An 11,318-nucleotide genomic window follows, 5' to 3' on the forward strand; every position below is an offset into this window, starting at 1 on the left:
GAGCACGACGAGGACCGGATCCTTGCCGCGCGCGCGCGGCTCCCCGTCGCCGGCACCGGCCGCAAGGCCGGCAACGAGGGTCTCGGCAAGCGCCGTGCCGCGGGCCCGCAAGGCGCCGTTGAAGGGATAGTGGCCGAGCACCCAGTTGAGGCGTCCCTCCTTGCCGAAGGGCGCCCGGTCGTCGACGACCAGCGAGGTGGCGGCCTTGCCCGGCCCGCCCAGGTCGAAGAAGGACATCGGGCTTATCCCGACGACCGCCCGGTCGGCGCGGCGCGGATCGGCGTGCCGGTCGATGCCCGGAACCTCTTTCCAGAACAAGAGCCGCGCATCCGTCCGGCGCGCCAGGATCGGGCCGAGGAACCGTCCCGAGAAGGTCAGCCGGTTGCCGCCGTCATTGAAGAAGGCCCGCGCCGCCCTGCGCTCGGTGAACGGCCAGGAAACGCAGACCGTGTCGATGCGGTTACCCTCGGCGTGGTTGCGCCAGGCGACCAGCCGGTCGATGGCCTCAAGCAGCCCGAACACCCTGCCACCGACCGGATCGGCATAATTGGCGTATTCCAGATAGGCAGCGGCGAAGATGTCGAGGGGCGTGCGGGTCTCGCCGCGCCGCGAGAGCGCCATCCGCGCCTTGCCGTCGTCGGGCGTGTCCTCGGTGATGCCCCAGCCGGCGTAGAACGGCACGCCGAAACAGCGCACGGGAAGGCCCCGGAACGCGGCTTCGAGGCCGAGCTGGCTGGTCACGGTCCACACCGTATCGACCCGCTCCAGAAGATCGTGCGGGTTGCCCATATCGGCGATGAGATGGAGGCCCTGGTCCCGCGCAACGCGGTCGATATAGCCCCGGGCGCGTCCGGCCATCACGTCGGGGTGCACCTTGACCGCAATGTCTGCGGCCGGAAACGTCCTCAGCGCCGTCTCGATCATGCGCAGGAAACTGCCGGCGCTGGCCAGCCCGCCGGCGATCGACTGGTCGCCGAACACCTGGTCGACGAGGAGCACCTTCCAGCGCCGCCGCGCCGATCCCCCGCCGCTGCCGGCAGGGGCCACCGTGTTGTACTTGGTGAGGCGGTGGCGCAGGAACAGGTCGAGCCCTTCCCTCGCCTCGGCCCGGCGCCGGGCATCGAGGTGCGGCGCGCTGCGCACGAGGTGTTCGATTCGCGACGGCCGCGCGGCCTCGTAGTAGATGCCGCGGTCGTCGACGACGACGGAGACCGGCGGCAGCTTGGCCGAGGCCGAGCCGGCCGAGCGCAGGAACCCGTCTTCCACGGCGACGTAAGGCAGGCCGTTCCGTTGGGCGTAGGCCCGCGCCCGGCGCGCCGTCGGCTTGGTGCCCCAGCCGATGACGATGTCGACGTCGCCGGCACGGGCGTCGGACGGCCATTCCATGACGCCGGAGACGCCGAGCAGCGCCTCAAGGTGCGGGATCTTGACCATGCCGGTGGAAAACACGGCCGCGACGTCTTTGCGGATCGAACGGTTCGAAAGGTCCAACGGCACGCCCCGGCAAGATGGCAAGAGGGATCTGTCGTCTCCTTACCCGCTTCGCCGGCCGCTGACAAACGCCGCAGCATCCTTCCTGAGCGCCCTTTCCCTGTCCTGAAACCTGACACATTTGACGATTAGTCGTCGCACTTAAGGGGATAAGGGGATTCCCTGCCGGGTCGGCGCAACGGGAGCGCGTGATGGACTGCGGCAAAGGCCTGGGGAAAAGACCAGCAGACGGTGACCGCGGCATGGCCGGGCCCGGCGCACGCCTTGGTGTGCCCGGTTGCCCGGCGTTCGCGCCGTTGCACCGCGGCCCGCTCGACAACCCCAGAGGATCGCCCGGACAACGGCCGACGGCCGGACGTAACAATGGTTTACAAATTTTGAAGCGCCGGCCACGACAAAGGTATACGGCAAGAAAACCTTTGTGAATTCGACACCCAACCGACCGGGGAGCGGCAAAATTTGAAAAAACCTCAAGAATCAACACCGGACGCGGTGCAGGATGGCAAGGGTTCGCGGCACCCACAGGCTGTTGTCCGCTGCTTGCGCAGTTTTGACCTATACAGTATGACCCGAGGCTTAGTTTGGTGTCGTGGGGGCCAGAAACCAAGCGTCCTGCGCCGGTCGCGGGCAGCCGCGCGTGGGGATTTGGTTGACCTTGAGGGACGACATGCGTTTTTGTGGCTTCGACACCCAGCACACCCGGCACGCTCCTTGCGTCGCGGCGCCGAAACAAGCAAAACGGACAAATAACAAACGGCTTTTGAATGTACGGTGAAACCCGCGACATTGCGATCGTCGGCTATGCATGCCGACTTCCGTCGGCCGATTCCCCGGAGGACTTCTGGAAGGTTCTCGTCGACGGGACGTGCGTCATCGGCGAAGTCTCCGGCGACCGCTGGCCGACCTCGCGCTTCGGCCATCCGAACCGTGCCGTGCCCGGCAAGAGCTACACCTGGGCTGCCGGCCAGCTCGACGACGTGTGGGGTTTCGATCCGGGGTTCTTCGGCATTTCGCCGCGCGAGGCCGTTCAGATCGACCCGCAGCAGCGCCTGCTCCTGCAGGTCGTGTGGGAATCGCTTGAGAATGCTGGCATTCCGGCCAGCAAGATCGCCGGCGAGAAGGTCGGCGTCTATGTCGGCGCCTCCTCGCTCGACTATTCCTATCGTTTCATCTTCGATCCGGCCGCCGGCGACGTGCAGTTGATGACCGGCAATACGCTGTCGATCATCTCCAACCGCATCTCCTACATCTACGACCTGCGCGGCCCGAGCTTCACCGTCGACACCGCCTGCTCGTCCTCCCTCGTCGCCCTGCACGAGGCGCTGGAGGCGATCCGCACCGGCCACATCGACACCGCCGTCGTCTGCGGCGTCAACCTGCTCCTGGCCCCGCTCGCCTTCATCGGCTTTGCGCGCGCCTCCATGCTGTCGCCCGACGGCCTGTGCCGCGCCTTCGACGCCGACGGCCAGGGCTACGTGCGCTCCGAGGGCGCCGTTTCCATCGTCATCCGCCGCGCCGACGTCGCCCGCGCTGAAGGCAACAGCATCCGCAGCCTGCTGGTCGGCTCCGGCATCAATTCGGACGGCCGCACCGTCGGCATGTCCCTGCCCTCGCCGGAATCCCAGGCGGTCCTGCTCGACGACGTCTACCGCGAGTTCGGCGTCGACCCCAACGCGCTGGCCTTCATCGAGGCGCACGGTACCGGCACCCGCGTCGGCGACCCGGCCGAGACCTCCGCGCTCGGCAGGGTGCTCGGCGTCAAGCGCACCGACGTGCTGAAGATCGGCTCGGTCAAGACCAATATCGGCCACCTGGAACCGGCGTCCGGCCTTGCCGGCCTCCTGAAGGCCGTGATGGCGCTGGAGCACGACGTGCTGCCGCCGTCTCTGCACTTCGACACGCCGAACCCGGACATCGACTTCGAGGGCCTCAACCTCAAGGTCGTCACCAAGCCGACCAAGATCGCCCGCAACGGCGAGCCGCGCTATGCCGGCGTCAACTCCTTCGGCTTCGGCGGCACCAACGCCCACGTCATCCTGCGCGATCCGGACGCCTCCGACCTTGCCGCCCCCGACCACGAACCGGACGAGCACACGCCCCTGGTGCTGTCGGCCCAGTCGGCCGAGGCGCTGACGGAGCTGGCCGCGGCCTATCGCGAGGAAATCGAGCGCGCCGACAACGCCCGCACCGCGGCGATCGTCAACGCCGCCGCCCACACCCGCGAGCCGCTCGACCGCCGGCTCGTCATCATGGGCCGCGACCGCAAGGAAAAGCTCGCCGGCATCGACGCCTTCATCGCCCGGGAAAAATCCACCTCCTATGTGGAGGCCCGCGCCGTCGCCAAGGCGACCGAGGTGGCGTTCCTCTATTCCGGCAACGGCTCGCAATGGGCCGGCATGGCCCGCGACGCCTACCAGAACGACGCCGATTTCCGCATTTCGCTGGAGCGCGTCGACAAGCGCTTCATCTCCGTTGCCGGCTGGTCGCTGCTGACCACCCTGTTCTCGGCAGAGCTTGAAGCGGAAATCGAGCGCACCGAGATCGCCCAGCCGCTGCTGTTCGCGGTCCAGGTCGCACTGACCGAGGCGCTCGCCAAGCGCGGCCTCAAGCCGGCCGCCGTCACCGGCCACAGCGTCGGCGAGGTTGCCGCGGCCTGGGCCACCGGCGCCCTCGACCTCGACCAGGCCGTGCGCGTCATCCACGCCCGCTCCACCCAGCAGGAGGTGACCCGTCACCTCGGCGGCATGGCCGCCCTGCTGTTGCCGGAAGATCAGGCGCGCGAGGCAATTTCCCCGCCCGAGTTCAAGGGCATCGAGATCGCCGCCGTCAACAGCCCGCGCAGCGTCACCATTTCCGGGCCGGGCGACCTGCTCGACGCCTTCGGCAAATACGCCCGCAAGAAGCGCTGGGCCGTGCGCCGGCTGAAGCTCGACTACCCGTTCCATTGCGCCCTCGTCGATCCGATCGAGGCGCCCCTGCGCCAGACGCTGAAGGACATCACGCCGGTCGACGGCGACGTCACCTTCGTCTCCGCCGTCTATGGCGAGGCGGTCCCCGGATCGAGCCTCGACGCCGGCTACTGGTGGGAAAATGTCCGCCGGCCGGTCTATTTCCAGGCCGCCCTTGAGACCCTTGCCGACATGGGCCACCGGGTGCTGGTGGAGATCGGTCCCCGGCCGGTGCTCAACACCTACGCCAACGACACCTACCGCTCGCGCGACATCTCGGTCGCCTGCGTGTCCTCCCTCGACAAGGACGACAGCACCAAGGTCGACCCGATCGGCCAGATCGTCGCCAGCACCTATGCCGCCGGCGGCACCGTCGACAAGGACGTGCTGTTCGGCAAGCCGGTGCGCTCCAGCGTCGTGCTGCCGACCTATCCCTGGCAGAACCAGAGCTACCGCCCGGACCGCACGTCGGAGGCCGTCTCCTATCTCGACGGCCGCAACCACATGCTGCTCGGCTACCGCATGCGGGCCGAGGCCGGCGAATGGTTCAACCATATCGACGCGGAACTGGTCCCGCTCCTGGAAGACCACAAGATCGAGGACTCCGTCGTCGTCCCCGCCGCCGGCTTCGTGGAAATGGCCCTGTCGGCCGGCCGCGAATGGTTCGGCTCCGATCGGCTGGAGCTGCGCGACATGGATATCATGCGCCCGCTCACAGCCGACGGCCACGACACCCGCGAGACGCTGCTGCGCCTGTCGCCCGACGACCTCGTCTTCGAGATCTACAGCCGCGCCCGGCTCTCCGACGACGAATGGTCGATGCATGTGCGCGGCACGCTCGCCAAGCTCCCCGACACGCCGTACCGGCAGGGGCCGGTGCCGGAGGTCGATGGCGGCCTTGAGGCGGAACCCCTCTATCGCCTGACCGAGGAATTCGGCCTCTTCTACGGGCCCGCCTTCCGCCGTGCCGCCGGCGTTGCCACCGCGGGAACGCGCACCGCCCGCGTCGACTTCACGGCACCCGGTCCGCTAACCGAGAATGCCGGCTTCGCCCTCGACCCGACCCTTCTCGACAGCCATTTCCACGGCCTCTTCGCGCTCATCGCCCAGCTCGGCGACGCACCGGCCAATACCAGCTTCCTGCCGGTCCGCATCGGCCGCCTCAGGCTGTTCAAGGCCGGCGTCCAGGCCGACCACGGCATCATCCGCGTCACCAGGGCCTCGCCCCGCTCCATCGAGGCGACGTTCGAGCTCGTCGACGCCGACGGCGAGATCGTCGCCGTCCTTGAGGGCACCCGCTTCCGCGCCGTGCCGCTCGCCCGCCGCGAACTGCCCGACGAACTGGTCTACCGCACCGTCGGCCGCCGGCTCGGCCGCCGCGGCGAGGCCTCCGCCCTTGCCGGCCTCGCCGCTGGCGATGTCCTCGCCTATGCCCGCAAGCACGATCTCGTTCTCGGCGCCGACGCCGATCCGGAAGAGCGCGACACCTCCGAGGCCTGGCTGCTGATCGAGGCGACGGCCCGCGCCATCGCCTATGCCGGCATCGCCGCGATCGCCGACGGCGACCTTGCCGCCTTCAAGACCGATGCCGCGATCGCCAAGGGCCTGCTCGCGCCGGAAACGCGGACCCTCGCCAACCGGCTGCTGCTGGCGCTCGAGGCCGCGGACCTTGCCGAGGAAACCGACCTCGGCTGGCGCATCGAGGCCGAAAGCGGCCTGCCCGATCCGCGCGACATCCTCTCCACGCTGGTCGCCGAGCACCCCGATCGCATCGCCGAGGTGGCGCTGCTGACCCACCTGCACGACGCCCTTCCCGGCATCCTCAGAGACGGCTTCGTCGACACCGCGACCGCCTTCTTCACACCGGCCGTCGTCGACCACCTGGTCACCGGCTCGCCGTCCTTCATCCCCGGCATCTGCTCCGTCGCCGGCACCGTGGAGGCGATCGCCGCCGACTGGCCGCGCGAGGCGCCGCTGCGCATCCTGCAGCTCGGCGCCGGCAACGGCCAGCTCACCTACGAGCTGTCGCGCTTCCTCGATCCGGCCTTCACCAGCCTCACCGTCAGCGACCTCGACGACCACGAGCTGGAACGCGCCAAGGCGCGGGCCACCGCCATGCCCGGCCGCAGCCACATGGCGTTCCAGGACATCGCCACGGAGACCGCCGCCCATGGCGGCTTCGACCTCGTCGTCTCGGCCAACGGGCTTGCCCATGCCGACGAGGCAAAGCTGCGCGACATCAAGAACTTGATGGCCCCGGGCGGCGCCCTCATCGCCACCGAGATCGCGCCGAGCCTGACCTTCGACCTTCTGTTCGGCATCGGCGCCGACTGGTGGTCCGAGACCACCGATCACGAGCTTCCCGTCTCCATGCTGCGCGGACCGGAAGACTGGGCCGCCCAGCTTTCCGAGGCCGGCTTCGCCGATTGCGGCATCGTCCAGATCGACGATCCGGACACCGACATGCTGATGCTGTCGGCACGGGCAAAGCGGCGCGTCAACGGCGCCGCCCCCGCCGAGGAGACGACAACCGCTGTTCCCCGCATCGTCATGATCGCAGAAGCAGGCGGCGCCTCGCGCGCCCTCGCCGATGCGCTGGCCGCAAGCTTTGCCGACGGCCGCACCGTCGTCACGGCGATCCCGGGCGAGCGCACCAAGGACAAGGGCGACGGCACCTGGACGCTGTCGCTGGCAAGCGACGACGACCGCGCTGCCTTCAAGAGCCTCGTCCTGTCCGAGCCCGGCACGGAAATCGTCTACCTGTCGGCGGTCGGCGCCGACGAGACGGCCCCGCTTGCCGCCGTGACCGGCAGGACCACGGAACTGACGGCCCTCCTCCAGGCCCTCGGCAATGCCGAACTGCGCCTCTGGCTGGTGGCGCCGGGCGCCGCCCAGGATCTCGTCAACGAAGCAGTCCACCGGCCGGTGCAGACGGCGCTCTGGGGCTTCGGCCGCGTTGCCGCCAACGAGTTCCCCGGCATCGAATTGCGCATGATCGACATCGCCCCGGCGCTGAAGCCGAGCGAGGCCGCCAGCCGGCTTGCCGGCGAAATCGCCGAGCCGGGCACCGAGCGCGAGGTCGTGCTCGACGCCAGCCGCCGCAGCGGCATTCGCGTCGTCCATGGCGGCGTGCTGCCCTCGCCGGGTGAGTTCGACGGTCCGGAAGAGGACGCCGGCTACCGCCTCGACATGGTCCGCCAGGGCTCGCTCGACGGCCTTGCCTGGCACCGGGTCGCCCGGGCCGAGCCGGCCAACGACGAGATCGAGATCGAGATGGCCGCCAGCGGCCTCAATTTCCGCGACGTCATGTGGGCCCTCGGCCTGTTGCCGGAAGAGGCGCTGGAGGACGGCTTTGCCGGCCCCACCCTCGGCATGGAAGGCGCCGGCACGGTCACCCGCGTCGGGCCGAACGTCGCCCGCTTCAAGCCGGGCGACAAGGTGCTGACCTTCGCCCCGGCCTGCTTCGCGACCCATGTCACGGTTTCGGAGCGCGCCTGCGCGCCGATGCCCTCCACCGTCAGCCTGGAAGAGGCCGCGACCATCCCGGTCACCTTCCTCACCGCCTATTACGCCCTCGTCTACCTGGCCCATCTGGAAGAGGGCGAGACCGTCCTCATCCATGGCGGCGCCGGCGGCGTCGGCCTTGCCGCCCTGCAGATCGCCCGCTGGCGCGGCGCCACGGTGATCGCGACGGCGGGCTCTGAGGAAAAGCGTGCCTTCCTGAGGATGCTCGGTGCCGAGCACGTGCTCGATTCCCGCTCCCTCACCTTTGCCGACGAGATCGCCGAGATCACCAATGGCGAGGGCATCGACGTCGTGCTGAACTCGCTGTTCGGCGAGGCGATGATGCGCTCCATCGACGTGCTGAAGCCGTTCGGCCGGTTCCTGGAGCTCGGCAAGCGCGACTACTACGCCAACACCCGCATCGGCCTTCGTCCGTTCCGCCAGAACCTCTCCTATTTCGGCATCGACGCCGATCAGCTTCTCACCCGCCAGCCGAAGATCGCCGACCGCATCTTCGCCGAACTGGTCGAGCTCTTCGAGGAAGGCGTGCTCACGCCGCTGCCCTATCGCAAGTTCTCCGGCAACGATGCCACCAGAGCGTTCCGGCTGATGCAGCAGTCCGGCCACATCGGCAAGATCATCCTGACCGCGCCGCGCGCCGTCGCGGCCCGCCCGCCGGCCGAGCCGCTGGCCCTGAAGGAAGATGCCACCTACCTGATCGTCGGCGGCTTCGGCGGCTTCGGCCTGGAAACGGCGAAATGGCTCGTCGGCCTCGGCGCCCGCAATCTCGCCATCACCAGCCGCCGCGGCGCCGCCACCGACGAGGCGAAGGCCGGCATTGCCGAGCTTGAGGCCTCCGGCGTCACCGTCAAGCCGATCGCCTGCGACGTCGCGGACGCGGCGGCGACCGAGACGATGCTGGCGGACCTTGCCAAGGACATGCCGCCGCTCGCCGGCATCCTCCACACCGCGATGGTGCTCGACGACGCCCTCATCGCCAATCTCGACGAGAGCCGCATCGAAAAGGTGCTCGCCCCGAAGATCGCCGGCGCGGCCAATCTCGACCGGCTGACCGCCGACATCGATCTCGACCTCTTCGTCCTGTTCTCTTCGGCGACCACCGTCGTCGGCAATCCGGGACAGGCCAACTACGTCGCCGCCAACGCCTATCTGGAAGCGCTCGCCCGCAAGCGCCGCGCCGAAGGCAAGGCCGGGCTGGCGGTCGCCTGGGGCGCGATTTCCGATGCCGGCTACCTCGCCCGCAACACCGACGTCAACGACATGCTGAGCCGCAAGCTCGGCCGCCACGCGCTCGGTGCCCGCGAGGCGCTGGACGGCCTCGGCCGCCTGCTGGTCCATTCCCAGGACGCCGCGATCGCCTACGCCCGCATCGACTGGGCCTCGGCCCAGAAGGAGCTGGCGCTGCTCGCCACCCCGCTCTTTGCCGACCTCGCCTCCGACCTGGAAGCCGAGAGTTCGGAAGGCGGCGCGGAGATCGATGTCGGCGAGCTGATCTCCGGCCTCGAGCGGCCCCAGGCCATCGAGACGGTCGCCAAGCTTCTGTCCGGCGAAATCGCCCGCATCCTGCGCCTGCCGGCAGAAGAAATCGAGCGCCACCGGCCGCTCGCCGAGATCGGCATGGATTCGCTGATGGCGCTGGAATTGAGGATGGCCGCCGAACAGCGCCTCGGCATCGACATCCCCTTGATGTCGATCGCCAACGGCGCCACCCTGTCCGACATCGCCGGCAAGGTCACCGCCCGCGTCCTCGGCGAGGAGGAAAGCGGCATTTCGGCCGATATGGAAACCCTCTCGCAACGGCACATGGACCACGAGACCGCCGGCAGCGAAGACATGACCGCGATTGCCGCGGCCATCGAGGAAAAGAGCCAGACGCTCAGGAACTTCCTGAAATGACCAAGCAACGCGGCATGGGCGGCCTGACCGGCGGCGCCAAGGACCAGCTCCTTGCCGACATCCGGTCGGCCAAGAAGACCCGGAAGGAGCGCCGCCCGGCGCCGGCCCGCCAGAGCGCCAAGGGCGGCAAGAAGGCGTTCGACTTCTCCGAGCTGGACGACGTCAAGCAGTACCGCATGCAGCGCGCCGCGGCCGAGCTGATCGGCATCGACAACCCGTTCTTCCGGCCGCACGAGGCGCTGGCCCGCGACACCACGCTGATCGGCAACCAGACCTACATCAACTTCGCGTCCTATAACTATCTCGGCCTCAACGGCCATCCGGAGGTCGCCGAGGCCGCCACCGAGGCGATCCGGCGCTACGGCACCACCGTCTCCGCGAGCCGCGTCGTTGCCGGCGAGCGGCCGTTCCACCGGGATCTCGAAAAGGCGCTCGCCGACATGCACGGCGTCGAGGACGCCGTCGTCATGGTCTCCGGCCACGCCACCAACGTCACCTCCATCGGTCACCTGATGGGGCCGAACGACCTCGTCATCTGCGATGCGCTGATCCACAACTCCATTACCGAGGGCATCAAGCTGTCCGGCGCCGCCCGCATGCTCTTTCCGCACGACAACATCGATGCGCTGGAAGAGATGCTCGCCAACCACCGCTCGCGCTTCGAGCGGGTGCTGATCGCGGTGGAGGGGCTCTACAGCATGGACGGAGATTTCCCCGACCTGCCGCGCCTCATCGAGATCAAGCGCCGCCACGATGCCTGGCTGATGGTCGACGAGGCCCATTCCATCGGCGTCCTCGGCGAAACGGGTCGCGGAATTGCGGAATATTTCGGGATCGATCCCACCGAGGTCGAGATCTGGATGGGCACGCTGTCGAAGACGCTGTCGGGCTGCGGCGGCTACATCGCCGGCTCCTCGGCGCTGGTGGAATATCTGAAGGTCGGCGCGCCGGGCTTCGTCTTTTCCGTCGGCATTTCCCCGCCGGTCGGTGCGGCCTCGACCAAGGCCGTGGAAATCATGCTGCGCGAGCCGGACCGGGTCGAGGCCCTACGCGAAAACGGTCGCCTGTTCCTGGAGCTGGCCGCCGAGGCCGGGCTCGATACGGGCCCGTCCATGGGCTATTCGGTGATCCCGGTGATCACGGGAGATTCGGTAAGCGCCGCAATGCTTTCCAACAGTCTCTTCGAGCGCGGCATTAACGCGCTGCCGATCATCTACCCGGCCGTGGCCGAGAAGTCGGCGCGCCTGCGCTTCTTCATCACCTCGGAGCACACCCGCGAGCAGATCCGCCAGACCGTTGCCGCAACTGCGGAGGAACTCGGCAAGATCCGCGAACAGGGCTCCCAGTTCGGCAAGATCCTCGGCGGCGCCTGATTAAAGCACCTTGCGATTGATCTGAATCGATAGGGGATTCCCACCGGAGGTTTTGTCTGATTCACTTTCCTTGAGGAGGAGAGTG

3 protein-coding genes are annotated in these 11,318 nt (G+C 68.4%); 2 read left to right on the forward strand and 1 reads right to left on the reverse strand.

Annotated elements, in window-relative coordinates:
• Window positions 1-1,491 (reverse strand): capsular polysaccharide export protein, LipB/KpsS family (locus tag CH339_RS22935; protein WP_111436739.1); only part of this gene is annotated, 1,491 nt, incomplete at its 3' end.
• Window positions 1,492-2,255: 764 nt separating this feature from the next.
• Between CH339_RS22935 and CH339_RS22940 the strand changes: the two genes are divergently transcribed.
• Together CH339_RS22940 and CH339_RS22945 are read left to right on the forward strand one after the other, a co-directional pair.
• Window positions 2,256-9,860 carry a type I polyketide synthase gene (locus CH339_RS22940; protein ID WP_111436740.1) on the forward strand — a complete coding sequence of 2,535 codons (7,605 nt, stop codon included), beginning with the start codon at window positions 2,256-2,258 and terminating at the stop codon, window positions 9,858-9,860.
• Window positions 9,857-11,233, forward strand: a complete 1,377-nt coding sequence (locus tag CH339_RS22945) for an aminotransferase class I/II-fold pyridoxal phosphate-dependent enzyme (protein WP_111436741.1) — start codon at window positions 9,857-9,859, stop codon at window positions 11,231-11,233. The genes CH339_RS22940 and CH339_RS22945 overlap by 4 nt, the downstream gene beginning before the upstream one ends.
• The last annotated feature ends 85 nt before the right edge of the window (window positions 11,234-11,318 follow it).

This window comes from Rhodobium orientis, from assembly GCF_003258835.1.
Taxonomy (GTDB): domain Bacteria; phylum Pseudomonadota; class Alphaproteobacteria; order Rhizobiales; family Rhodobiaceae; genus Rhodobium; species Rhodobium orientis.

Excerpts from the sequence above, each read along its gene's own strand:
- CH339_RS22940 (WP_111436740.1), top strand. The coding sequence starts at position 2,256 with ATGTACGGTGAAACCCGCGACATTGCGATCGTCGGCTATGCATGCCGA.
- CH339_RS22945 (WP_111436741.1), top strand. The coding sequence starts at position 9,857 with ATGACCAAGCAACGCGGCATGGGCGGCCTGACCGGCGGCGCCAAGGAC.